Genomic DNA, 23691 nt, shown 5'->3' on the forward strand with positions numbered 1-23691 from the left:
AGCCTAGAATCGGCCCCGCTCCGGGGTGCACGCAGTTGCGTGCTGAGATGGCCAAGCGGCCGAACCCGCGAACTTGATCTGGTTCATACCAGCGTAAGAAGAGCTGCGACTCCCCGGCATTCCCGTTTCCGTTCAAGGAAGGATGCCGTCCGGAGGCATCGCGGAGCACCCGTTGTTTTCCAAACAGGAGTGCCCCGCATGAATGCCAGCGACAAATTCGCTTCCCTGCTCACGCTCACGCGCGAGCCCTTTCCCGCCTCGACCAAGGGCGCCATCGCCGGCAGCCGGCCCGACCTGCGGGTGCCGGTGCGCGAGGTTGCGCTGACCAACGGCGAGCAGGTCTCGCTCTATGACACCTCCGGCCCGTACACCGATCCGGCCGCCGACATCGACGTGCGTCGCGGGCTGCCGGGCGTGCGCGACGCCTGGATCGCCGAACGCGGCGACACCGAGCGCTACGAAGGCCGGCTGCACCTGGCGCTCGACGACGGCGCAACGCATGCCGACCGCGACGCCCGGCGCATCGCCGAACTGCGTGCCGGCGCCGCCGCGCTGCAGCGCACGCCGCGGCGCGCGAAGTCCGGTGCCAACGTGACGCAGATGCACTACGCGCGGCGTGGCATCGTCACGCCCGAGATGGAGTATGTGGCGCTGCGCGAGAACGGCCGCCGCGAATGGATGGCCGAGTACACGGCCGACGAGGCGCGCGAGAAGCGGCTGGCCGGCAACCCGATGGGCGCCCGCATCCCGAAGATCATCACGCCCGAATTCGTGCGCGACGAAGTGGCGCGCGGCCGTGCCATCATCCCGGCCAACATCAACCACCCCGAAGTCGAGCCGATGGCGATCGGTCGCAACTTCAAGGTCAAGATCAACGCCAACATCGGCAACTCGGCCGTCACCTCGAGCATCGAGGAAGAGGTCGAGAAGCTGGTCTGGGCGATCCGCTGGGGCGCGGACAACGTGATGGATCTTTCGACCGGCCGCAACATCCACACCACGCGCGACTGGATCGTTCGCAACAGCCCGGTGCCGATCGGCACGGTGCCGATCTACCAGGCGCTCGAGAAGGTCGGCGGCGTGGCCGAGGACCTCACCTGGGAGATCTACCGCGACACGCTGATCGAGCAGGCCGAACAGGGCGTGGACTACTTCACGATCCATGCGGGGCTGCGGCTGCCCTTCATCCACCTGACGGCGGACCGGCGCACCGGCATCGTCTCGCGCGGTGGCTCGATCATGGCCAAGTGGTGCATCTCGCACCACAAGGAGAGCTTCCTCTACACGCACTTCGAGGACATCTGCGACATCATGAAGGCCTACGACGTGAGCTTCTCGCTCGGCGACGGCCTGCGCCCCGGCTGCGCCTCGGACGCCAACGACGAGGCCCAGTTCGCCGAACTGCGCACCCTCGGCGAGCTGACGCAGATCGCCTGGAAGCACGACGTCCAGACCATGATCGAAGGCCCGGGCCATGTGCCGATGCACCTGATCCAGGCCAACATGGACGAGCAGCTGAAGCACTGCCACGAGGCGCCCTTCTATACGCTCGGCCCGCTGACCATCGACATCGCGCCGGGCTACGACCATATCGCCAGCGCGATCGGCGCCGCGATGATCGGCTGGGCCGGCACCGCGATGCTGTGCTACGTGACGCCCAAGGAGCACCTGGGGCTGCCGGACCGCGACGACGTCAAGCAGGGGATCATCGCGTACAAGATCGCGGCCCATGCGGCCGACATCGCCAAGGGGCATCCGGGCGCCCGCTCGCGCGACGACGCGCTGTCCAAGGCACGCTTCGAGTTCCGCTGGCAGGACCAGTTCAACCTCGGCCTCGACCCGGACACCGCCCGCGAGTTCCACGACGAGACCCTGCCCAAGGACAGCAGCAAGGTGGCGCACTTCTGCTCGATGTGCGGACCGAAGTTCTGTTCGATGAAGATCACGCAGGAGGTGCGCGAGTACGCGGCGCAGCGCGGCATCGAGGCGAGCGACGCGGCCCTGGACGGCATGGCCGGCAAGTCGGCCGAGTTCAAGGCCGCGGGCGGCGAGCTCTACATTCCGATCCAGCCGGCCTGATTCGGGTGCCTTCGGGGGTTCGTTGTTACGATCGCCCCCATGAATTCCATCCCCTTCGACGCCGTCCTGTTCGACTGCGACGGCGTCCTGGTCGACTCCGAACCCATCACCAACCGCGTGCTCGCCGAGATGCTCGGCGAGCTCGGCTGGAGCCTCAGCGTCGAGGAGTCGATGCGGATCTTCACCGGCAAGGCGGTCAAGGACGAGGCCGCGCTGATCGAGGCGAACACCGGCTTCGCGATCACGCCCGAATGGCTGCACGGCTTCCGCGGCCGCCGCAACGAGGCGCTGGAGCGCGACCTGCTCGCCATTCCCAACGCCGCGCGGGCCGTGCGCGCCCTGCATGCGGCGCTGGACGGCCGCATCGCCTGCGCTTCGGGTGCCGATCGCCACAAGGTGGAACTGCAACTCGAGAAGATCGGTCTGCTCGACTGCTTCGAAGGCCGCATCTTCAGCGGCCACGAAACCCCGCGCTCCAAGCCCGCGCCCGACGTCTACCTGGCCGCCGCGGCCGCGCTCGGCATCGACCCGGCGCGCTGCGCCGTGGTCGAGGACACGGTGACCGGGGCGATGGCCGGCGTCGCCGCCGGCGCCACCGTGTTCGGCTACAGCCCGACCGACCTGGGCCACAGCGGGCCCGAAGCGCTGCGTGCCGTCGGCGTGGCGCATGTCTTCACGGACATGGAACAGCTGCCGGCGCTGCTGGCCGACTGGCGTCCCGCGTTCGCCTGAAAGCCCCGATGCTCGGCCTGCGCGCGCTCTGTGGTCTGCTGATCGCTGCCTGCGTGGCGGGCTGTTCATCGTTGAGGCCGTGGCTCAACGATCCCCTGGTCGACCGGCCGCCGTCGCCCTCCGTCATCATGGCGCCGGAGTCGGGCCGGGATCCGACCATCCTGGTGGCCGTCACGCTGTCGGGCGGCGGTGCCCGCGCCGCCGCTTTCGGCTATGGCGTACTGGCCGAGCTGCGGCGCACCAAGTTCGACCTGAACGGTCGGCACAGCGACCTGCTCGACGCCACCGACGTGATCAGCGGCGTCTCGGGCGGCAGCATCCTCGCGGCCTACTACGCGGCCTTCGGCGCCGAGAAACTGCCCGATTTCGAACGCGATTTCCTGCGCCAGAACTTCCAGAACAGCCTGATCCTGCAGGCGCTGAGGCCCCGCAGCCTGTACGACCTGACCTCGCCCTGGTACGGGCGCAGCCATCTGCTGATGCGCCGGCTCGACGAAATCTACGAGGGCAAGACCTACGCCGACATCGAGAGCAGCGCGCGCCACCCGCAATTGGTGATCGCGGCCACCGACATGTCGCTGGGCACGCCCTTCGAGTTCACCGCCGACCAGTTCGCGTTGATCTGCTCGGACCTGCAGAGCGTGCCGTTGTCCTTCGCGGTCGCGGCTTCGTCGGCGGTGCCGATCCTGCTGAGTCCGCTGACGCTGAAGAACCATTCGCAGGTCTGCCGCGAGCGCGGCATCGTGCCGCGGCTGGCCGTCCGCGGCGGCGGCAATTACCGGGCCCGCATGTTCCGCATGCAGGCCAACAGCTACCTCGACGCCCAGAGCCGGCCCTTCATCCACCTGGTCGATGGCGGCGTGGCCGACAACCTCGCGGTGCGGCGGCTGCTCGACCGCGCGCTGGTCGGCGGCGGCTTGCGCGAAAGCTTCGAGGAAGTCGGCATTCCGCGCGGCAGCGTGCGCAAGCTGGTGGTGATCAGCGTCAATTCGGCCCGCGATCCGGCCAACAACATCGATCAGAGCGACAGGGTGCCCGGCGTCAGGGGAGTCGCCGACACGCTGCTGTTCGGCGCCGGCGCGCGCGCGACCCTGGAAACGCAGGAGTTCCTGCTCGACACCGCGCGCCAATGGCGTGAAGACCTCAAGTCGCGCAGTCTCGACGGTTCGGATGCCTTCGCGCCCGATGCCGAGATCCACGTGGTGCAGGTCAACCTGCGCGATGCCGCGGATGGCGAACTGCGGCAACGGCTGTTGCAGGTGCCGACCGCGTTCTCGATCACCGACGAAGAGGTGACGCGGCTGATCGCGGCGGGGCGCAGCGTGCTGCAGCGCTCGCCCGATTTCCAGGCATTGAAGAAATCGTTGGGCGCAGCCCAGGACTGAAGGCTCAGGCGTTTCCGCGCGGCAGCGTGGCCTTGGCCATCGTGGTGAGCGAGAGCGTCATCGCCTGGGCCCGGTCCGCCCACATGTGCGAAACCAGCTGGTCCGCGTTCTCGGTCACGAAGCCGTTGTTGCGGGTGCGCCCCGAGGTGGCGATGAAGTCCATCAGGTCGGCGAAGGCCGAGCTGTCGGTGTCTGGAATCTGCTGCATGCGGCGATCGTAGGCCGCGGCGGGCCGTCTCCGTGTCGGACGTCGACTTGTCGGGCCTTGTTGGACGCACTATTTCACGGATTCCCGGCCCCGCTGCGCGGCGGCAGGCCGTGCCGCCGGAATGTGCCAGGGGCGACGCCGGCCCAGCCACGGAACGCGCGAGAGAAGCTTTTCTCATTGCGAAATCCGACCGCCAGCGCGATCTGCTTGATCGGCCGGTCGGTACGGCGCAACTGGTCGGCCGCCGTTTCGTGCCGGATCTCGTCCTTGAGCGCCTGCAGCGACACGCCTTCTTCCAACAGCTGGCGGTGCAGGGTGCGGCTCGACAGGTTCAGCAGGGCCGCCAGGGCGTCGGCGGTCGCACCTTCCGCGGCGCGGGTGCGCAACAGCTCGCGCACCCGCTGCCCGAGCAGGCGGTCGCGGCGGTATTGCAGCACCGTGAGCGGCAGGGCGCGCCGCAGCATGGTGCGCAGTGCCGCCTCGTCGCGCCGCAGCGGCAGCGCCAGGTAGCGGGGGTCGAAGCTGTAGCTGGCCCTGGCGGCCCCGAAGCGCAGGCTGGGGCCGAACATCAGGGGATAGGCCTCGCGGTGGGGCGGCGCTTCGAACGGAAACGTGGCGGCCGCGAGCGACACCCGCGAATCGATGGCCCAGCTGGCGTAGCCATGGAGGAAGCGCAGGTTCGACACCAGGCAGAACTCGCGGAAGCCGCCCAGCGAGCGGTGTTCGGTGATCGACACCGTCGCCAGGCCGCCGGCCAGCGACAGGTCGAGCGTGATGTCGTCGGTCAGCAACCGCAGGTGCCGGCACCAGCGCTTGATCGCCACGCCCAGGTCGGGCGCGCCCAGCGAGGCCCGGCACAGCATGCCGTAGCTGCCCCAGGGCAGCTTGCGCGTGAACCAGCCGAGCGCCTCGTCGTCGAGTTGCTGCATCGCGAAGCCGGACAGCGTCTCGAATTGCGCCGCGGTCACGCGGGCGGCTGGATCGGCGAGTTCACGCGGCGCGATCTGTGCCTCGGCCAAGGCCGCCGAAGGGTCGACGCCATAGCGCTCGTAGCCCCGCACGATCGCTTGTACGAAGGCCATTGGCGTGGCCGCGCGGCGGGTACTCTGGAGCGGCGAAGAGGGCATATGGGTGTGCGGCAAGTGTGGCGCGATTTGCAACCATTGTGGCGCCAAATGCACCGGCACACGGCGTAAGCTGCGCCTTTCCGCGCGGGACAGTTCCGCGCGGGCCCGACCGACCAAGGAGACAAACCATGCACGATCCCGGCCTGAACTTCGACCTGGGCGACACCATCGATTCCCTGCGCGACGCGATCCAGGACTTCGCCGCCCACGAGATCGCACCGCGTGCGGCGGACATCGACCGCGACAACCAGTTCCCGGCCGACCTCTGGAAGAAGCTCGGCGACCTCGGCCTGCACGGCATGACCGTCAAGGAAGAATACGGGGGCACCGAGCTCGGCTACCTCGCGCACATCGTCGCGATGGAAGAAGTCTCGCGCGCCTCGGCCTCGGTCGGGCTTTCCTACGGCGCGCACTCCAACCTCTGCGTCAACCAGATCCACCGCAACGGCAGCGCGGCGCAGAAGAAGAAGTACCTGCCCAAGCTGGTGAGCGGCGAGCACGTGGGTGCACTGGCGATGAGCGAACCCAATGCCGGCTCCGACGTGGTGAGCATGAAGCTGCGGGCCGAGAAGAAGGGCGACCGCTACGTGCTCAACGGCGGCAAGATGTGGATCACCAACGGCGGCGATGCCGACACGCTGGTGATCTACGCCAAGACCGAGCCCGAGATGGGCGCCCGCGGCATGACCGCCTTCATCGTCGAGAAGGGCTTCAAGGGCTTCTCGGCCGGCACCAAGCTCGACAAGCTCGGCATGCGCGGCTCCAACACCTTCCCGCTCTACTTCGACAACTGCGAAGTGCCCGAGGAGAACGTCCTGGGCGGCGAGGGCCTGGGCGCCAAGGTTCTGATGAGCGGCCTGGACTTCGAGCGCGCCGTGCTGTCGGGCGGCCCGCTGGGCATCATGGCGGCCTGCATGGACGCGGTGCTGCCCTTCGTCCACGAGCGCCAGCAGTTCGGCCAGAGCATCGGCGAGTTCCAGTTGATGCAGGGCAAGCTGGCCGACATGTATTCGACCTGGCAGGCCACCCGCGCCTACGTCTATGCCGTCGGCAAGGCCTGCGACCGCAGCGACCATGCGCGCACCTTCCGCAAGGACGCGGCCGGCGCCATCCTCTACTCGGCCGAGAAGGCCACCTGGATGGCCGGCGAGGCGATCCAGGCGCTGGGCGGCGTGGGCTACACCAACGAGTTTCCGGTCGGCCGGCTGTGGCGCGACGCCAAGCTGTACGAGATCGGCGCCGGCACCAGCGAAATCCGGCGCATGCTGATCGGGCGCGAGCTGTTCGCCGAAACCGCCTGAAGGAGTTGCCATGACCTTGACGCGCAGCCTGGCGCAAGGCGCCACCGACGTGCCGCTGATCGAACAGACCCTCGGCGATTTCTTCGACGACATGGCCGCGCGGCAGGGCGACCACGAAGCACTGGTCAGCGTGCACGAGGGCAAGCGCTACGGCTACCGCGAACTGCAGCGCGAGGTCAACCGGCTCGCCAGCGCCCTGCTCGGGCTCGGGCTGGTGCCCGGCGACCGCATCGGCATCTGGTCGCACAACAACGCGCCCTGGGTGCTGATGCAGCTGGCCACCGCCAAGGTCGGCATCATCCTGGTCAACATCAACCCGGCCTACCGCACCTCGGAGCTCGAATACGCGCTCAACAAGGTCGCGTGCAAGGCACTGGTGACGATGAAGAGCTTCAAGACCAGCGACTACGTCGGCATGCTGCGCGAGCTGGCGCCCGAGCTGGCCGCGGCGGCGCCCGGTGCATTGAAGGCGGCCCGGCTGCCGCACCTGCGCACGGTGGCCTGGATCGATGCGGCCGGCGAGGAAGGCGAGCTGCCGGGGCTTTTGCGCTTCTCGGCGCTGCACGACAGCGGCCGGGCCGACGACCCGCAGGTCGACGCGATCGCGAAGACGCTCAAGGCCACCGACCCGATCAACATCCAGTTCACCAGCGGCACCACGGGCTTTCCGAAGGGCGCGACGCTGACGCACCGCAACATCCTGAACAACGGCTTCTTCATCGGCGAGTGCATGAAGCTCACGCCGGTCGACCGGCTGTGCATTCCGGTGCCGCTCTACCACTGCTTCGGCATGGTGCTGGGCAACCTGGCCTGCCTCACGCACGGCGCGACCATCGTCTACCCGAACGACGGTTTCGACCCGCTGGCGGTGATGCGGACGGTGCAGGCCGAGAAGTGCACCGGGCTGCACGGCGTGCCGACCATGTTCATCGCCGAGCTCGACCATCCGCGCTTCGAGGAGTTCGACTTCTCGACCTTGCGCACCGGCATCATGGCCGGATCGCCGTGTCCGACCGAGGTCATGAAGCGCGTGGTCGGCCAGATGCACCTGCGCGACATCACGATCGCCTACGGCATGACCGAGACCAGCCCGGTGAGCTGCCAGAGCTCGACCGACACGCCGCTCGACAAGCGCGTGTCCACCGTCGGCACGGTGCAGCCGCATCTGGAGATCAAGGTCATCGACCCGGTGACGGGCGAGATCGTCGCGCCGGGTGAAACGGGCGAGTTCTGCACGCGCGGCTACTCGGTCATGCACGGCTACTGGGAAGACGAGGAGAAGACCCGCGAAGCCATCGACGCAGACGGCTGGATGCACACCGGCGACCTCGCGACGATGGACGCCGAGGGCTACGTCAACATCGTTGGCCGCATCAAGGACCTGGTGATCCGTGGCGGCGAGAACATCTACCCGCGCGAGATCGAGGAGTTCCTCTACCGCCACCCCAAGGTGCAGGACGTGCAGGTGGTCGGCCTGCCCGACAAGAAATACGGCGAGGAGCTCTGTGCCTGGATCATCGCCAAGCCGGGCCAGAGCCTGGGCGCCGAGGAGGTGCGCGAGTTCTGCAAGGGGCAGATCGCGCACTACAAGGTGCCGAGATACATCGAGTTCGTGACCGAGTTTCCGATGACGGTCACGGGCAAGATCCAGAAGTTCAAGATACGTGAAGCAATGAAGCACCAACTGGGGCTGGACGAGGACAAGACCGCATGAAGCTGGATACGAAACTCAATGCCCGTTCGGCCGATTTCCAGGCCAACGCCACGGCCATGCGCGCGCTGGTCGACGACCTGCACGCGCAGTTCGCCAAGGTCGAGGCCGGCGGCGGCGAGGCCGCGCGCAGCAAGCACACGGCGCGCGGCAAGCTCTTGCCGCGCGATCGCGTGGCGCAGCTGCTCGACCCGGGCACGCCTTTCCTCGAGGTGGCGCCACTCGCCGCGCATGCGATGTACCACGGCGCGGCGCCGGGCGCGGGCCTGATCGCGGGCATCGGCCGCGTCAGCGGCGTCGACTGCATGATCGTGTGCAACGACGCCACGGTGAAGGGCGGCACCTACTACCCGGTCACGGTCAAGAAGCACCTGCGGGCGCAGGAGATCGCCGAGCAGAACCGCCTGCCCTGCATCTACCTGGTCGACTCCGGCGGCGCCAACCTGCCGAACCAGGACGAGGTGTTCCCGGACCGCGACCACTTCGGCCGCATCTTCTACAACCAGGCCCAGATGAGCGCGCAGGGCATCGCCCAGATCGCGGTCGTGATGGGTTCCTGCACCGCCGGCGGCGCCTATGTGCCGGCGATGAGCGACGAGAGCATCATCGTCAAGAACCAGGGCACCATCTTCCTGGGTGGGCCGCCACTGGTGAAGGCGGCCACCGGCGAGGTCGTGACCGCCGAGGACCTGGGCGGCGGCGACGTCCACACGCGGCTGTCGGGCGTGGCCGATCACCTGGCGCAGAACGACCTCCATGCGCTGGCGCTGGCGCGCTCGGCAGTGAAGAACCTGGGTGGCAATCGGGCGCAAGCGCCCGATCCTTCCGTGGTCCGCGCCCCCGCCTATCCTGCGGAGGAACTGTACGGCGTCATCCCGACCGACACCCGCAAGCCCTTCGACGTCCGCGAGATCATCGCCCGCATCGTCGACGGCAGCGAGTTCCACGAGTTCAAGTCGCGCTTCGGCAGCACGCTGGTCTGCGGCTTCGCCGAGATCGAGGGCATGCCGGTGGGCATCGTCGCCAACAACGGCATCCTGTTCAGCGAATCGGCGCAGAAGGGCGCCCACTTCATCGAGCTGTGCTGCCAGCGCAAGACGCCGCTGGTGTTCCTGCAGAACATCACCGGCTTCATGGTCGGGCGCAAATACGAGAACGAGGGCATCGCGCGCCACGGCGCCAAGATGGTGACCGCGGTGGCCACGGCCAACGTGCCCAAGTTCACGATCATCATCGGCGGCAGCTTCGGTGCCGGCAACTACGGCATGTGCGGCCGGGCGTACTCGCCGCGCTTCCTCTGGATGTGGCCCAACGCGCGCATCAGCGTGATGGGCGGCGAGCAGGCCGCGAGCGTGCTGGCCACGGTCAAGCGCGACGGCATCGAGGCCAAGGGCGGAAGCTGGAGCGCGGAGGAAGAAGAGGCCTTCAAGTCGCCGATCCGCCAGCAGTACGAGGTCCAGGGCCATCCCTACTACGCCACCGCGCGGCTGTGGGACGACGGCATCATCGACCCGGCCGACACCCGCCGCGTGCTGGCGCTGGGCCTGGCGGCCGCGCGCAATGCGCCGATCCCCGAGCCGAAGTTCGGCATCTTCCGCATGTGAGCGCCATGTCATTGCCGAACTACTTCGCCAGCCTCGCGCGCTACCATGTGTGGGCCACGCAGAAGCTGATCGCTTCGAACCTTGCGGGCCTGTCCGATGCGGACTGGCACCGCGACTGCGGTCTCTACTTTCGTTCGGTGCACCGCACGGTCAACCACCTGCTGGTGACAGACAACATCTGGTTCGCGCGCTTCGCCGAAGGCCAATCGCTGCGCCTGCCGCTGAACACCGAACTGCACGCCGATCGCGCCGAGGTCTGCGAGGCGCTCGGCCGGGCCGTGACGCGCTGGAGCCCGTGGCTCGCGGCCCTGGCGCCCGAGTGCTTCGATGGCGAACTGGCCTATACGCGCAACAACGGCGAAGAGGTGCGCATCCCCTTCGCGCCGGCCCTCGGCCATGTCTTCAACCATGCGACCCATCATCGTGGCCAGCTCACCGCCGCGCTGACCGCGATGGTCCAGCCCGGGCCCGAGTTGGACTGGGTCTATCTGCTTCAACAGGAGGCGCGGACTTCATGAGCACGTCATTCACCACACTGGAACTCTCGATCGACGGCGCGGTCGCGCGCATCTGGCTCAATCGGCCCGAGCTGCGCAACGCCTTCGACGACGTCGTCATCCGCGAACTGGGCGAAGCCTTCGCGCAGGCGAGCGCCGCCGCCGGGGTGCGCGTGATCGTGCTCGGCGCCAACGGCCCGGCCTTCTGCGCCGGCGCCAACCTCAACTGGATGCGCCGCGCGGCCGACTTCACGCACGAGCAGAACATCGCCGACGCCGGCGGCCTGGCCGCCATGCTGCGCGCGATCCACGAATGCCCCAAGCCCGTGATCGCGCGCGTGCAGGGCGACGTCTATGCCGGCGGCATGGGGCTGGTCGCGGCCTGCGACATCGCGGTCAGCGTCGACACCGCCTGGTACTGCCTGAGCGAGGTCAAGATCGGTCTGATCCCGGCGACCATCAGCCCCTATGTGCTGCGCGCGATGGGTACCCGCGCGGCGCAGCGCTGGTTCCTCACGGCCGAGCGTTTCGCGGCGGCCGAGGCGCATCGCATCGGCTTCGTGCACGAGGTGGTGGCGGCCGACGCGCTCGACGCCAAGGTGGCCGAGATCGTCAAGGCGCTCACCAGCGCCAGTCCGGCCGCGGTGCGCGCCTGCAAGACCCTGATTGCCGACGTGGCGGGCCAGGAGATCGACGATGCGCTGGTGGCGAAGACGGTGCAGGGCATTGCCGACATCCGCGCGAGCGAAGAAGGACGCGAAGGCGTTCAATCGTTCCTGCAGAAGCGCAAGCCGTCGTGGTTGACCGCTTGACACGGGCTGCCCCATGACTTCGCTCGACATGCCGCAACTGCTCGCCCTGGCCGCCGCGCTCGGCTGGGCCAGCGGCGTGCGGCTGTACCTGGTGGTGCTGCTGACCGGTCTGGCCGGCTACCTCGGCTGGGTGCCGCTGCCGAACGGCCTTCAGCTGCTGGCGCATCCGGTCGTGATCGCGGCCAGCGGCTTCATGGTCTTCGTCGAGTTCTTCGCCGACAAGATCCCGGGCCTCGATTCGATCTGGGACATGGTCCACACCGCGATCCGCATTCCCGCGGGAGCCGCGCTCGCGGCCGGCGTGTTCGGTGCCGATCACACGGTGATGGCGCTGGTGGCGGCCCTGCTCGGCGGCGGTTTCGCGGCCACGGCGCATGCGGCCAAGGCGACCACGCGGGCCGCGATCAACACCTCGCCCGAACCCTTCAGCAATGTCGGCGCCTCGCTGGTCGAGGACACCGCGGTACCGGTCGGCCTGTGGCTGGCGGTCACGCATCCGCTGGTCTTCGGCTTGCTGTTCATCGTCGTGCTCGTGCTCAGCGTCTGGCTGATCCGCAAGAGCTGGCGCTTCCTCAAATCCTTGTTCGGCCGCGTGGCGCGCATCTTCAGCGGCCGGTCCGACCCCGGCGTGGTGCCCGCCTTCCAGCTCACGAAGAAACCTCCTGGAGACTCATCGAATGTTTAAGAAGATCCTGATCGCCAACCGCGGCGAGATCGCATGCCGCGTGGCCGCGACCGCGCGCCGCATGGCCGTCCGCACGGTCGCCGTGTATTCCGACGCCGACGCCCATGCCAACCACGTGCGTGCCTGCGACGAATCGGTGTACCTCGGCGGCAGCGCGCCCAAGGAGAGCTACCTGCGCTGGGAGAAGATCCTCGAGGCCGCCAAGGCCACGGGCGCCGAGGCGGTGCATCCGGGCTACGGCTTCCTGAGCGAGAACGAGGAGTTCGCGCAGGCCTGCGCCGAGGCCGGCCTGGTCTTCATCGGCCCGCCGCCGTCGGCGATCAAGGCGATGGGGCTGAAGGCCGAATCGAAGCAGTTGATGGAGAAGGCCGGCGTGCCGCTGGTGCCCGGCTACCACGGCAGCGACCAGGACCCGGCGCTGCTGCAGCGCGAGGCCGATCGCATCGGCTATCCCGTGCTGATCAAGGCCAGCGCCGGCGGCGGCGGCAAGGGCATGCGCGTGGTCGAGAAGACGGGCGATTTCGCCGCCGCGCTGGCCTCCTGCCGGCGCGAGGCGATCAACAGCTTCGGCGACGACGCGGTGCTGATCGAGAAGTACGTGCAGCGGCCGCGCCACATCGAGATCCAGGTGTTCGGCGACACGCACGGCAACTACGTCTACCTGTTCGAGCGCGACTGCTCGGTGCAGCGGCGGCACCAGAAGGTGCTTGAGGAAGCGCCCGCACCCGGCATGACCGAAGCCATGCGCAAGCAAATGGGCGAGGCGGCGGTGGCAGCGGCGCGGGCGGTGAACTACGTCGGCGCCGGCACGGTGGAGTTCATCGTCGAGCAGCGTTCGAACGGCGAGATGAACTTCTTCTTCATGGAGATGAACACCCGGCTGCAGGTCGAGCACCCCGTGACCGAAGCCATCACCGGCCTGGACCTGGTCGAATGGCAGTTGCGCGTGGCCTCGGGCGAAGCGCTGCCGCTGCAGCAGGACCAGCTGCAGATCCACGGCCATGCGATCGAGGCGCGCATCTGCGCCGAGAATCCGGACAACAACTTCCTGCCCGCCACCGGCACGCTGCGGGTCTATCGCAAGCCGCAGGCCACCGCCTTCCAGCGCAGCCGCGTGCGCATCGACGACGGCGTGCGCGAGGGCGACGTGATCTCGCCCTTCTACGATTCGATGATCGCCAAGCTGATCGTGCACGGCGCCACGCGCGAGGAAGCCCTGGCGCGGCTCGATCTCGCGCTGGCGCAGACGCATATCGTGGGCGTGGCGACCAATGTGCAGTTCCTGCGCGGCATCCTGCGCACCGACTCGTTCGCGCAAGCGAAGCTCGACACCGCGCTGATCGAGCGCGAGCGCGCGGTGCTGTTCGACCAGGAACCGCTGGGCCTGCCGCTGGCGGCTGCGGCGTCGATCGCGCGCACGCTGCTGGCCGAGGCCGCGACGGCCAGCGCCGATCCGTTCAGCCGGCGCGACGGCTGGCAATCGCACGGCGTCGCGGTGCGGCCCTTCGAGTTCGAGTTCCGTGGCGAGCCGAAGAGCGCCGTGCTGCGCTATCTGCACGATGGCGCGCTTTCGCTGCAGGTCGGCGAGGTCTCGGGCCCGCTGGCGATCGGCAGCTTTCCGTCGGGCGAGCTCGAACTGCAGTTCGACGGCCGGCGCCACACGCTCAACGTCTACCCGGACGAGGCCACGGCCCACGTCTTCGGCGCACAGGGCGCGACCAGGATCATCGCCATCGACCGGCTGGCCCATGCCGGCGAGACGCATGCCGAGGGCGGGCGTCTCACGGCGCCGATGCCCGGCAAGGTCGTGTCCTTCGCGGTCAAGGCTGGCGACAAGGTCAGCCGGGGCCAGCCGCTGGCCGTGATGGAGGCGATGAAGATGGAGCACACGATCGCGGCGCCGGCCGATGGGATGGTCGAGGAGCTGCTGTATGCGCCCGGCGATCAGGTCACCGAGGGGGCGGAGCTGCTGCGCATCGCGGCGTAGGCCGACGCCGGGCCGCCCCAAGGCGGCCTGCGGCCCTTCGGGGGCAGCGGGCATTTAAGCTTCGGGGATGACTTCCTCCCGAATCCGAATCCTCGTCTGCCTGACCGACAACCGCCCCGAACCCTGGATCGAAGGCCTGCGCGCGGCCTTGCCCGAGGCCGAGGTGGAGAACTGGGCGCCCGGCGCCGCGCCCGCCGACCATGCCGTGGTCTGGGCGCCGCCGCAGCAGTTTCTCGACGATCAGCCCGGGCTGCGCGGCCTGTTCAACATCGGCGCCGGCGTCGATGCACTGCTCAAGCTCAGGGTGCCGCCGCAGACCCAGGTGGTCCGGCTCGACGATGCCGGCATGTCGGTGCAGATGGCCGAGTACGTCTGCCACACGCTGATCCGGCATTTTCGCGAATTCGACCTGTACGAGGCCGAGGCCCGCGCGGGCCGCTGGAGCTATCGCAAGCCCCGCGAACGCCGCGACTTCACGGTCGGCGTGATGGGGCTGGGCGTGCTCGGCGAACGCGTGGCCAAGGCGGTGGCGCAGTTCGAGTTTCCGGTCAACGGCTGGAGCCGTTCGGCCAAGGCGATCGACGGCCTGCGCTGCTTCGCCGGCGAGGCGCAGTTCGATGACTTTCTGGGCGCGAGCCGCGTGCTGGTGAACCTGCTGCCGCTGACCTCCGATACGCGCGGCATCCTGAGCCGCGAGACGCTTTTGAAGCTCAACGGCGGCCGCCCCGGCGGCTACCTGATCAACGTGGCGCGCGGCGCGCACCTGGTCGACGACGATCTGATCCCGCTGCTCGACAGTGGCCAGCTCGCCGGCGCGACCCTCGACGTGTTCGACGTCGAGCCGCTGCCGGCCGGGCACCCGTTCTGGAGCCATCCGAAGATCACGGTGACGCCGCATGGGTCGGCGCGCACCGAGCGCGAAGCCTCGATCGCGCAGATCGCCGGCAAGATCCGGGCGATGGAGCAGGGTGCGCCGATCGCGGGTGTGGTGGACGTCGAGCGCGGCTACTGAGCCGGCCTCGGGCGCTTCGCCGCGGCTCCTCGAAGCTGCCGCGCATGGCGCGGCACGTCAGCGGCTGCGTCCCGACAGGCCTCGTTCCCAGGCTCTCATGCCCCGGTTCCAGTTGCGCAGTCGGGCGTCCGGGGCCTGAGCGCTGGTGGCCAGCAACTGGTCGAGCAGGATCTCCTGGTCGGTGCTGAGCGTGTCGGGAAATATCGGCAGGACAGTGATCCACTGGTCGCCGCGCGATCCTCGGCGCTCGATCGGAAAGCCCTGGCCGTCCAGGCGGTACGACAGTCGATCGCGCTGGAGCTGCAGCGCTTGCGGGCCCGCGACGGTCGGCACCTGGATCGGCCGGTTGGCGATCCAGGCGAAGCCATCGACCGGGATCTCGCAGCGGATGGTGCCGTCGTCATCGAGCTGGAAGAACGCGTGCGGCGCCACTTCGACGCGGATTTCCAGATCGGCGGGCGGCAGGTTCTTGTGCGAGTGTCCGCCGCCGACATGCAGCAGATCGCCGTGGCGCACGCCGCTCGGAATGCGCACGTTGACCTTGTAGCTGCGCGCCGCCGTCTTGCCGGCGCCTTCGCACGCCGGGCACAGCTGCCTCGCGATGCCGCCGCCCAGGCAGGCCTCGCATTCGGTCACGCCGGCGGGCCAACCGAAGAAGGAGCGCTTGGGAATCGCGCCCGAGCCGCCGCAATGCGCGCAATTGCCGCCGAGCACCCGGTGTCCGGCACCCGCGCAGGTGGAACAAGGCTCGGTGACCTTGCCGCGCATCACCTTGATGCAGCCCATCGCCGCTTCCTCGAGCGTGAGCTTGACCTTGCGGCTGATCGGGCGGCGCTGCCGGCCCGATGCGGGTTCGTGCTTCGGGGTCTCGTCTTCGTCGACTCCGCCGCTTGCTGCGCGAAGCAGCCCGGCGCGGCGGATTTCCTCGAAGGCCTGGTTGATGCGCTGCATCTTCGCGACCGCGTCGGCGTTGTCGTTGCGATCCGGATGCCACTGCGAGACCAGCCGGCGCCATGCCGCCTTGACCTCGCTCCCGGTAGCGTCGGATGCCAAGCCCAGTTCGGCGAAAGCGTTCTCGGTAGCCAAATCGACATCCTCGTGCAGGCCGGGAAGGTGATGGCCGCTCGGTTTGGATGTTAGCCGAAGGCGCTGGCCTTCAATGCGAGTCGCTCGCCGCCCGTGATGCAGCGGACGGCTGGCCCAGGCCGGTGTCGCCGTAAGTTCGAAGCACCTCCGAGATCACGACCTTGTACCCGTCGAGCCACCTGGCTTGGGCCGCCTTGGCCTCGAGGTGTCGCGGGTGTTGCATCAGCACCTGGAGAGCATCGAGCGATTCCCAGCAATAGACGTTCGAGATCAACCCCGTGGCGGGGTTCTCCCACGTTTCTTCACCGAGGTATCCGGGGATCGACTTGGCGGCTTCCGCGATCGCTTGATCGAGACGATGGAACTCATCGTCGAATTGCTTCTTGGCGAAGATGAAGGTGGATGAATACATGAGTGCTTTTGCTTGAATTGCGCGGCGGCCGGACGCGTTGGCCCCGACCCGCGATGCCGGGATTTCAATCATTCAAGTGGCGGAAAGTGCGCGCAGCAAGTGGAGGCCGGCGCCCCAGGTGAACATCAGAGCGGAGGCCATGGACAGAACGACGCCCAGGATGTTTGCGAAATAGGCGGCTGTCGAACCGATGCCCGTTTCGGGTGCCGTGCCTCTGTGGCCTTTCCATGCACCGAACGTCAGAGCGAACGTGAATGACCAGGCAGAGATGCAGAGCAAGCTCGACGCAATCAACTTCAAGGTTTGCGGCAACTCGACGCTGGGAAGGTTGGGTGCAATCGCGAGCAACATCACGCCGCCGCCGACCAGGCTCGAATGCGCGACACGCCATGCGCGAACCTTCGCTTCCATCTCGCCCTTGTTGATTGCGCTTCCCAACGGAGCGCCGCATAGGAAGCCAATGAGCAGTACCAACAGGCCATTGGCTGAAAGCAGCGTCGAAGACAGATTCATCATGGAACTTTCATTTTTTTCGACAAGGGCGGCAGCGATTCGAGGCCGGGTCGCCGCTGCGAGCAGGGGCGGCCCGCAGCGGTATTCCGAGCTGCAGCGCGAGAACGCGCTCACTGCGGCGAGGCGCCACTCTACGAAAGTGCGATCAGGCTGTCTGCGGGCAAGGCGCCCGCACTTGCTGCAGAAAATTCTGCGGTTCTCCGTCGGTCGCATTGCCGGTGCAATCGGGTCCGCTCCGGAAAAACCCGGCTGCGTTGATATTTCTCTTACGTGAAAATAAATTCATGGGTGTGAAAACAGCATTGCGCGTGTTCGAGATCATCGAAGCCTTCGCGCAGGAGAAGCAGCCGCTCGCGCTGTCGGAGATGGCGCGGCTGCTCGAGATGCCGATGTCGAGTTGCCTGGGCCTGCTGCGCACGCTCGAGGAGCGCGGCTATCTCTACGAGACCGGTCGCCGCCAGGGCTACTACCCGACCAGCCGGCTGCTGGCGATGGCGCAGGTGATCGCCGCGCACGATCCGGTGCTGGACCGCGTCAAGCCGGCCTTGCTCGAACTGCGCGACAGCGTGCGCGAAACCGTGATGTTCGGCAAGCTGCGCGATGGCGGGCAGGCGGTCTACCTCGAGGTGGTCGATGCACCGCAGAGCATCCGCTACACCATCGGCGTCGGCGAGACGCGGCCGGCCTATGCCAATTCCCTGGGCCGCGCGCTGCTGTCCACCTTGACGCCGGAGGCGCGGCGGGACTGCCTCAAGGCCACGAAGCTCGTGCGCCTGACCGACTCGACGCTGACCACCGCCGCTGCGCTGGCCGAGGAACTCGAGCGCTCCGCCGGCCGCGGCTGGTACGGCAACCTCGGCGAGAGCGTTCCCGACCTCGCCGGCATCGCCTGGCCCGTGCACATCGGCGGCCAGGCCTATGCCGTCTCGATCGCCGGGCCACGCTATCGCGTCGAGCCGCGGATCGAGGAGATCGCCGCGATGCTGCGCGCCGCCTGCCGCTCCATCGAGGACCCGCACCGCGCCGCCGCCACGCCGCCGCCGCCGCCACGAAAACGGTGACCGCCCGCCGCGGTCGATTCACGGAGGAGTCCATGATGAAGAAGAGTCCCTTTCGACGTCGGCTGCTGCTGGGGTTGGCCGCGCTGGCCTCGATGACCGTTCCGGCCTGGGGCAGCGAGGCCTATCCGAGCCGATCGATCCGCCTGGTGGTGCCGTTCGCGCCGGGCGGCGCCACCGACATCGTGGCGCGCATGCTGTCGCAGAAGTTGTCCGAGGGGCTGAAGCAGCCGGTGGTGATCGACAACAAGCCGGGTGCCAACGGCATCATCGGCACCGACCTGGTCGCGCGCGCCGCGCCCGACGGCTACACCCTGCTGCTGAACACGGCCGGCGCCCAGGTGCTGAGCCCGGTGCTCTACAAGGCGCCCTATGAACCCCTCGCCAGCTTCGCGCCGATCAGCCTGATCAGCAACATCGGGCTCGTGATGGTGGTGCATCCCTCGGTGCCGGCCTCGACGATGCAGGAGTTCATCGCCCTGGCCCGCACGGGCACCCGGCCGATGAGCTTCTCGGCCGGCAGCAGCATGATCGGATTGATCGGCGAGCAGTTCAAGACCAGCATCGGCGTCCCCAGCATGGTCAACGTGCCGTACAAGGGCACCGGGCCGCAGATGCAGGCCGTGGTGGCCGGCGAGGTCGACATGACGATCGACCCTTTCAATGCGGTGCAGATGATCCGGGCCGGCAAGCTGCGCCCGCTGGCCGTGCTGTCGCCGCAGCGCTCGCCGACGCTGCCGCAGGTGCCGACGATGCAGGAGTCCGGCGTCACGGGCATGAATTTCAGTTCGTGGGCCGGCCTGCTGGCCCCGGCCGGCACGCCGCCGGCGATCGTCCAGCGCCTGCACGCCGAAGTGGTCCGGATACTGGCGCTGCCCGAGGTCCGCGAACAGTTGGCGCGAATCGATTACGAGCCGGTCGGCGGCAGCCCCGAGCAATTCGCCGCCACCATTGCCGAAGACTCGGCGCGCTGGGCGAAGCTCGTGAAAGACAGCAATTTCAAGGCGACGCCCTGAGACGTACCGGAGACAGGGATGCAGAAGATGGCGGCTGCAGTCCCGACAAAGCCGGTTCCGCGGCGTGCCCCGAAAGGGCTTCCCTGCGCCAGCCAGGGCGAGCCCCATTTCCCGGAGAAAATGACGGCCGATCCTTCCACATCGACTGCGAGCGCCCCATGAAACTTCCCTCCAGAGTCAAGATCGTCGACGTCGGCCCGCGTGACGGCCTGCAGAACGAGAAGCAACCCGTGTCGGCCGAGATCAAGATCGGCCTCGTGCACCGCCTGCAGGAGGCCGGCGTCAGGGAGATCGAGGTCACCAGCTTCGTCTCGCCCAAGTGGGTGCCGCAGATGGCCGACAACGCCGAGGTCATGCACGGCCTGCGCCGCAAGCCCGGCGTGCGCTATTCGGTGCTGACGCCCAACATGAAGGGCTTCGAGGCCGCGATCGCCGCGCCGCGTGCCGAATGGCCCGACGAGATCGTGGTCTTCGGCGCCGCCAGCGAGGCCTTCAGCCAGCGCAACATCAACTGCTCGATCGCCGAGAGCATCGAGCGCTTCCGGCCGGTGGTCGCGGCAGCCCGCGAGCACGGCATCTACGTGCGCGGCGCGATGTCGTGCGCCGTGGGCTGCCCCTACGAGGGCGAGATCGCGCCCTCGCGCGTCGAGATGCTGGCCGGCCTCATGAAGGAGATCGGCGTGCAGCACGTGGGCGTGGCCGACACCATCGGCGTCGGCACGCCGCTGAAGGTGCAGCGCGCCATCGAGGCCACGCTGAGGCACTACGGCGTCGACGACATCTCGGGCCACTACCACGACACCTACGGCCAGGCGCTGGGCAACACGCTCGCCAGCCTGGACATGGGCGTCTGGCAGTACGACACCTCCTCGGCCGGGCTCGGCGGCTGTCCCTACGCCAAGGGCGCGACCGGCAACGTCGCGACCGAGGACGTGGTCTACATGCTGCACGGCATGGGCATCGAGACCGGCATCGACCTCGACCTGCTGATCGACGCCGGCGTCTACATCAGCGAGGCGCTCGGACGCGAGCCGAATTCGCGTGCCTCCAAGGCCATCCGGACCAAGAGGGCCGCATGAGCGTCGCCGGGCCGCTCCCAAGACGCGAAGGCCCCCTCGGGGGGCAGCGCAGCACACGCAGTGGCAAGCGTGGGGGCCAGTGATGTGCGGTGCCGAACTGACTTCCCTGCCGGAGGGCGTGCAGCGCGTCGCCCGCCTGCTGCGGGACAAGGGCCATCCCCACGCGCCGCAGATGCTCGACGACGCCGCGCGCACCGCGCAGCAGGCCGCCGATGCGCTGGGCATCGAGGTCGGCCAGATCGCCAAGAGCATCGTGTTCCGCCGCAAGTCCGACGACAGCGCGGTGCTGGTCGTGACCTCGGGCGACAAGCGCGTCGACGAGAAGAAGGTCGAGGCCCTGGTCGGCAAGCTGGGTCGCGCCGATGCCGACTTCGTCAAGTCGCGTACCGGCTTCTCGATCGGCGGCGTCTCGCCCTTCGCCCATGCCACGGATCCGGTCATGCTGATCGACCGCGAGCTGTTCCGCTTCGAGGACGTCTGGGCCGCGGCCGGCCATCCGCATGCGGTGGTGCGCCTGCGTCCGCAGGACCTCGAAGGCCTGACCGGCGCGCCGGTCGCGGACGTGGTGTGAGCGCAGCGCCGGGCCGCCCCGAGCCCGCTCGCGCCGCAGCGCGTCGCAAGGAGGCTTTCGAATGAACACCGCCACGCTGGCGTCGCTGCCCGAGCGCGCGGCGGCCGCATGCGCCATGGCCCGCGACCTGCCGTCGCCCTGCATCTCGATCTGCCGCATGGACCCGGCCAGCGGCTTCTGCGAAGGTTGCCTGCGCACGCTGCCCGAGATCGCCGGCTGGAGCCGCATGGACGATGCGGACAAGCGCGGCGTCTGGCGCGCCATCGAGCTGCGCGCCGGGGCCGGGTTCGGGCTGGCCGACGGGGACACGCCATGAAGCACATCACCTTCCATCTCGATTTCATCTCGCCCTATGCCTATCTCGCCTTCGAGCATCTGCCGCAGGCGCTCGAGGGCCTGAGCTACAGCGTGGCCTACCGGCCGGTGCTGCTCGGCGCGCTGCTCAAGCACCACGGGCAGCTCGGTCCGGCCGAGATCCCGGCGAAGCGAAGCTGGACCTACCGCCATGTGCTGTGGCTCGGCCAGGCGCACGGCATTCCGATCCGGATGCCCGCCACGCACCCTTTCAACCCCTTGCCGCACCTGCGGCTGGCGCTGGCGACCAGCACCGGCGCAGACATCAATCGCCATGTGGCCGAGACCGTCTTCCGGGACGTCTGGCGCACGGGCGGCGAGCCCGGCGACGCCGCGCGCCTCGCTGCGCTCGCCGCATCGCTGCGGCTGCGGCGCGAAACGGGCAGCGACGAAGTCAAGGCGCAACTCAAGGCCAACACCGACGACGCCATCGCGCGCGGCGTGTTCGGGGTGCCGGCCTTCGAGGTCGACGGCCGCCTGTTCTGGGGCTTCGACGGTCTGGCGATGCTGCGCGCCTGCCTGCAAGGCGAGGCCTGGTTCGACGGCCCGGACTGGGATGCCGCCGACCAGCGACCCTTGCTGCTGCGCAGCAAAAGCTAGATTTCCTGCGATCTGAAACGTCGGCCGCGGGTTTGACCTTAAACCGTCAGCGACCGTTCAGTTTCGCGACAGCCTCGGGTCAGTCGCCACTCCAAGAATCAGACACGTCCCACGCCGTGGGCGGAAATTTCTACAGGAGACGACATGGCAGCCACACTAGATTCGCGGGGAGCGGCAAACGCTCCCCGGCCCATGAGCAAGGAGGAGAAGAAGGTCATCTTCGCCTCGTCGCTGGGGACCGTGTTCGAGTGGTACGACTTCTATCTGTACGGCTCGCTCGCGCCCGTGATCGCGCGCCAGTTCTTCAGCGGCCTCGATGCCGGCGCGGCCTTCATCTTCGCGCTGCTGGCCTTTGCCGCCGGCTTCCTGGTGCGACCCTTCGGCGCCATCGTGTTCGGCCGGCTCGGCGACATGATCGGCCGCAAGTACACCTTCCTGGTCACCATCCTGATCATGGGCCTGTCGACCTTCATCGTCGGCCTGTTGCCCAGCTACGCGACCATCGGCGTCGCGGCGCCCGTGATCCTGATCGCGCTGCGCATGCTGCAGGGCCTCGCGCTCGGCGGCGAGTACGGCGGTGCCGCCACCTACGTGGCCGAGCATTCGCCCCATGGCAAGCGCGGCGCCTACACCTCGTGGATCCAGACCACCGCCACGCTCGGCCTGTTCCTGAGTCTGCTGGTGATCCTGGGCGTGCGTGAAGGCGTGGGCGAGGCCGCCTTCGCCGAGTGGGCCTGGCGCATTCCCTTCCTGGTGTCGATCCTGCTGCTCGGCATCTCGGTCTGGATCCGGCTGTCGCTGTCGGAGTCGCCCGCCTTCCAGAAGATGAAGGCCGAGGGCAAGACCTCGAAGGCGCCGCTGTCCGAATCCTTCGGCCAGTGGAAGAACCTGAAGATCGTGATCCTGGCGCTGGTCGGCCTCACCGCCGGCCAGGCCGTGGTCTGGTATTCGGGCCAGTTCTACGCGCTGTTCTTCCTGACGCAGCAGCTCAAGGTCGATGCGACCACCGCCAACCTGATGATCGCCGCCGCGCTGCTGCTCGGCACGCCCTTCTTCGTGGTGTTCGGCACGCTGTCCGACAAGATCGGCCGCAAGCCGATCATCATGGCCGGCTGCCTGCTGGCCGTGGTGACCTACTTCCCGGTCTTCAAGATGCTGACCGAGAACGCCAATCCGGACCTGGCCCGGGCCCAGGCCACGGCCGGCGTCGTCGTGACCGCCGATCCGCGTTCCTGCTCGTTCCAGGGCAACCCGGTGGCCCGCGAGATCGACTTCAGCAGCTCCTGCGACATCGCCAAGCGCTATCTGGTGCAGAACTCGGTGAGCTACGAGCGCGCCGACGGCCCGGCCGGTTCGCCCGCCGTCGTCAAGATCGGCGAGGTGGCGATCACGGCACCCCAGGGCAACGTGGTCAACCACAAGTTCGACGAGGCTTCGGCCAAGGAAATCGCGGCCTTCAAGAAGAACGTCGCCGAGCAACTGAAGGCGGCGGGCTATCCCACCAAGGCCGACCCGGCCAAGATCAACAAGGTCATGACCGTGGTGCTGCTGTTCTGGCTGGTGCTGCTGGTGACGATGGTCTACGGCCCGATCGCCGCCATGCTGGTCGAACTGTTCCCGACCCGCATCCGCTACACCTCGATGAGCCTGCCGTACCACATCGGCAACGGCTGGTTCGGCGGCCTGCTGCCGACCACCGCCTTCGCGATCGTGGCCAGCACCGGCAACATGTACAACGGCCTCTGGTATCCGATCATCATCGCCGCCATGACGCTGGTGATCGGCACGATCTTCATCCGGGAAACCAAGGACGTGGACATCTACGCCAATGATTGAGCACCCCGCCGGGTTGGCTCACTTCG

Annotated in this window: 23 protein-coding genes and 1 riboswitch; of the genes, 18 read left to right on the top strand and 5 right to left on the bottom strand. The window is 68.1% G+C overall.

Translation table 11 applies throughout. From position 1 onward, the window contains the following. Positions 1-11 precede the first annotated feature (11 nt). A riboswitch (TPP riboswitch) is annotated at positions 12-117 on the top strand. Between the two features lie 81 nt (positions 118-198). Genes thiC through AB4Z46_RS11235 form a run of 3 tightly spaced genes read left to right on the top strand, consistent with a single transcriptional unit; the run spans position 199 to position 4196 of the window. Next, complete coding sequence (gene thiC, locus AB4Z46_RS11225; protein ID WP_442283574.1) at positions 199-2079, top strand: phosphomethylpyrimidine synthase ThiC; 1881 nt, start codon at positions 199-201, stop codon at positions 2077-2079. A 39-nt stretch (positions 2080-2118) separates the two neighbouring features. Then, the gene (locus tag AB4Z46_RS11230) at positions 2119-2811 is read left to right on the top strand and encodes an HAD family hydrolase (protein WP_442283575.1); all 693 of its coding nucleotides are present in this window, start codon (positions 2119-2121) and stop codon (positions 2809-2811) included. A gap of 8 nt (positions 2812-2819) precedes the next feature. Next, entirely contained in the window at positions 2820-4196 is a 1377-nt protein-coding gene (locus AB4Z46_RS11235; protein ID WP_442283576.1) for a patatin-like phospholipase family protein, read from the top strand. Between the two features lie 4 nt (positions 4197-4200). Here the strand turns inward: AB4Z46_RS11235 and AB4Z46_RS11240 are convergent, their stop codons facing one another. After that, positions 4201-4404: a hypothetical protein gene (locus AB4Z46_RS11240; protein ID WP_442283577.1), complete on the bottom strand. Its 204-nt coding sequence runs from the start codon at positions 4402-4404 to the stop codon at positions 4201-4203. Between the two features lie 74 nt (positions 4405-4478). Then, a complete protein-coding gene (locus AB4Z46_RS11245; protein ID WP_442283578.1) occupies positions 4479-5531 on the bottom strand; it encodes an AraC family transcriptional regulator in 1053 nt (350 codons plus the stop codon). Positions 5532-5659: 128 nt separating this feature from the next. Here AB4Z46_RS11245 and AB4Z46_RS11250 point away from each other — a divergent pair, with 128 nt between their 5' ends. The 8 genes from AB4Z46_RS11250 (at position 5660) to AB4Z46_RS11285 (ending at position 15140) form a co-directional block, all read left to right on the top strand. Beyond that, positions 5660-6832, top strand: a complete 1173-nt coding sequence (locus tag AB4Z46_RS11250; protein ID WP_442283579.1) for an isovaleryl-CoA dehydrogenase — start codon at positions 5660-5662, stop codon at positions 6830-6832. Between the two features lie 10 nt (positions 6833-6842). Then, the gene (locus AB4Z46_RS11255) at positions 6843-8546 is read left to right on the top strand and encodes an AMP-binding protein (RefSeq protein WP_442283580.1); all 1704 of its coding nucleotides are present in this window, start codon (positions 6843-6845) and stop codon (positions 8544-8546) included. Beyond that, positions 8543-10147, top strand: a complete 1605-nt coding sequence (locus tag AB4Z46_RS11260) for a carboxyl transferase domain-containing protein (RefSeq protein ID WP_442283581.1) — start codon at positions 8543-8545, stop codon at positions 10145-10147. Before AB4Z46_RS11255 ends, AB4Z46_RS11260 begins: the two co-directional genes overlap by 4 nt. A gap of 5 nt (positions 10148-10152) precedes the next feature. Next, the gene (locus AB4Z46_RS11265; protein WP_442283582.1) at positions 10153-10665 is read left to right on the top strand and encodes a DinB family protein; all 513 of its coding nucleotides are present in this window, start codon (positions 10153-10155) and stop codon (positions 10663-10665) included. Beyond that, entirely contained in the window at positions 10662-11456 is a 795-nt protein-coding gene (locus AB4Z46_RS11270; RefSeq protein WP_442283583.1) for an enoyl-CoA hydratase/isomerase family protein, read from the top strand. The genes AB4Z46_RS11265 and AB4Z46_RS11270 overlap by 4 nt, the downstream gene beginning before the upstream one ends. A 13-nt stretch (positions 11457-11469) precedes the next feature. Further along, on the top strand, positions 11470-12141 hold the full coding sequence (locus tag AB4Z46_RS11275) for a DUF4126 domain-containing protein (protein WP_442283584.1): 672 nt from the start codon (positions 11470-11472) through the stop codon (positions 12139-12141). Beyond that, positions 12134-14128, top strand: a complete 1995-nt coding sequence (locus AB4Z46_RS11280) for an acetyl/propionyl/methylcrotonyl-CoA carboxylase subunit alpha (RefSeq protein ID WP_442283585.1) — start codon at positions 12134-12136, stop codon at positions 14126-14128. The genes AB4Z46_RS11275 and AB4Z46_RS11280 overlap by 8 nt, the downstream gene beginning before the upstream one ends. A 67-nt stretch (positions 14129-14195) precedes the next feature. Further along, complete coding sequence (locus AB4Z46_RS11285; protein ID WP_442283586.1) at positions 14196-15140, top strand: 2-hydroxyacid dehydrogenase; 945 nt, start codon at positions 14196-14198, stop codon at positions 15138-15140. A gap of 57 nt (positions 15141-15197) precedes the next feature. Here the strand turns inward: AB4Z46_RS11285 and AB4Z46_RS11290 are convergent, their stop codons facing one another. The 3 genes from AB4Z46_RS11290 to AB4Z46_RS11300 all read right to left on the bottom strand — a co-directional run bounded on the left by AB4Z46_RS11290 (position 15198) and on the right by AB4Z46_RS11300 (position 17154). Further along, complete coding sequence (locus tag AB4Z46_RS11290) at positions 15198-16226, bottom strand: DnaJ C-terminal domain-containing protein (RefSeq protein ID WP_442283587.1); 1029 nt, start codon at positions 16224-16226, stop codon at positions 15198-15200. 70 nt (positions 16227-16296) lie between these two features. Continuing rightward, on the bottom strand, positions 16297-16638 hold the full coding sequence (locus AB4Z46_RS11295; RefSeq protein ID WP_442283766.1) for an antibiotic biosynthesis monooxygenase family protein: 342 nt from the start codon (positions 16636-16638) through the stop codon (positions 16297-16299). 72 nt (positions 16639-16710) lie between these two features. Next, positions 16711-17154 (bottom strand): hypothetical protein, encoded by a 444-nt coding sequence (locus AB4Z46_RS11300; protein WP_442283588.1) that lies wholly within the window; start codon positions 17152-17154, stop codon positions 16711-16713. Positions 17155-17435: 281 nt separating this feature from the next. On the opposite strand from AB4Z46_RS11300, the gene AB4Z46_RS11305 reads away from it, so the two are divergent. The 7 genes from AB4Z46_RS11305 (at position 17436) to AB4Z46_RS11335 (ending at position 23665) form a co-directional block, all read left to right on the top strand. Then, on the top strand, positions 17436-18212 hold the full coding sequence (locus tag AB4Z46_RS11305) for an IclR family transcriptional regulator (protein ID WP_442283589.1): 777 nt from the start codon (positions 17436-17438) through the stop codon (positions 18210-18212). 35 nt (positions 18213-18247) lie between these two features. After that, a complete protein-coding gene (locus AB4Z46_RS11310; RefSeq protein WP_442283590.1) occupies positions 18248-19225 on the top strand; it encodes a Bug family tripartite tricarboxylate transporter substrate binding protein in 978 nt (325 codons plus the stop codon). Between the two features lie 158 nt (positions 19226-19383). Then, on the top strand, positions 19384-20304 hold the full coding sequence (locus AB4Z46_RS11315) for a hydroxymethylglutaryl-CoA lyase (RefSeq protein ID WP_442283591.1): 921 nt from the start codon (positions 19384-19386) through the stop codon (positions 20302-20304). A gap of 82 nt (positions 20305-20386) precedes the next feature. After that, positions 20387-20875: a YbaK/EbsC family protein gene (locus tag AB4Z46_RS11320; protein ID WP_442283592.1), complete on the top strand. Its 489-nt coding sequence runs from the start codon at positions 20387-20389 to the stop codon at positions 20873-20875. Between the two features lie 61 nt (positions 20876-20936). Then, the gene (locus AB4Z46_RS11325) at positions 20937-21191 is read left to right on the top strand and encodes a DUF1289 domain-containing protein (protein WP_442283593.1); all 255 of its coding nucleotides are present in this window, start codon (positions 20937-20939) and stop codon (positions 21189-21191) included. Beyond that, positions 21188-21829, top strand: a complete 642-nt coding sequence (locus tag AB4Z46_RS11330; protein ID WP_442283594.1) for a 2-hydroxychromene-2-carboxylate isomerase — start codon at positions 21188-21190, stop codon at positions 21827-21829. The genes AB4Z46_RS11325 and AB4Z46_RS11330 overlap by 4 nt, the downstream gene beginning before the upstream one ends. Before the next feature lie 144 nt (positions 21830-21973). Beyond that, positions 21974-23665: an MFS transporter gene (locus AB4Z46_RS11335; protein ID WP_442283595.1), complete on the top strand. Its 1692-nt coding sequence runs from the start codon at positions 21974-21976 to the stop codon at positions 23663-23665. The last annotated feature ends 26 nt before the right edge of the window (positions 23666-23691 follow it).

The organism is Variovorax sp. M-6 (genome assembly GCF_052114385.1).
In the GTDB taxonomy this organism is placed as follows: Bacteria; Pseudomonadota; Gammaproteobacteria; order Burkholderiales; family Burkholderiaceae_C; genus Variovorax.